The sequence below is a fragment of the Citrobacter sp. Cpo015 genome, from assembly GCF_030333035.1.
Lineage (GTDB): Bacteria > Pseudomonadota > Gammaproteobacteria > Enterobacterales > Enterobacteriaceae > Citrobacter > Citrobacter portucalensis.
The window spans coordinates 1-294 of record NZ_JAOWGS010000011.1; the positions used below are offsets into that span (position 1 = coordinate 1).

At 54.8% G+C, this 294-nt stretch carries 1 protein-coding gene; it reads right to left on the reverse strand.

Annotation, left to right across the window (positions count from 1 at the left end; genetic code table 11):
* The coding region (locus OGY67_RS00045; RefSeq protein ID WP_286573049.1) for a hypothetical protein at positions 1-294 on the reverse strand (294 nt) is incomplete at both ends.

A 294-nucleotide genomic window follows, 5' to 3' on the forward strand; every position in this document is an offset into this window, starting at 1 on the left:
GTCCGCGGCCAGGGTGCCTGCCGCCAGATTGGTGATCTTGCTGGCGCTTCCCGAGTGGTTAGCGCTGAATGCACCAGAGTTAGCATCCCACAGCAGGGCATCATCGGCGAGCGTGGTAACAGAATCGCTCAGGTTATTGATATTGGTGGTGTTGGTGGCGATATCGGTTGTGTTCTGGTTAATGCTGTCGGTATTGGTAGTGATATCAGCAGTGTTCTGATCCACTTTCTCATTTGTATCAAACAACTGGGAGCCGTTAACGGCATCGGTGCTGTCCGCGGCCAGGGTGCCTGC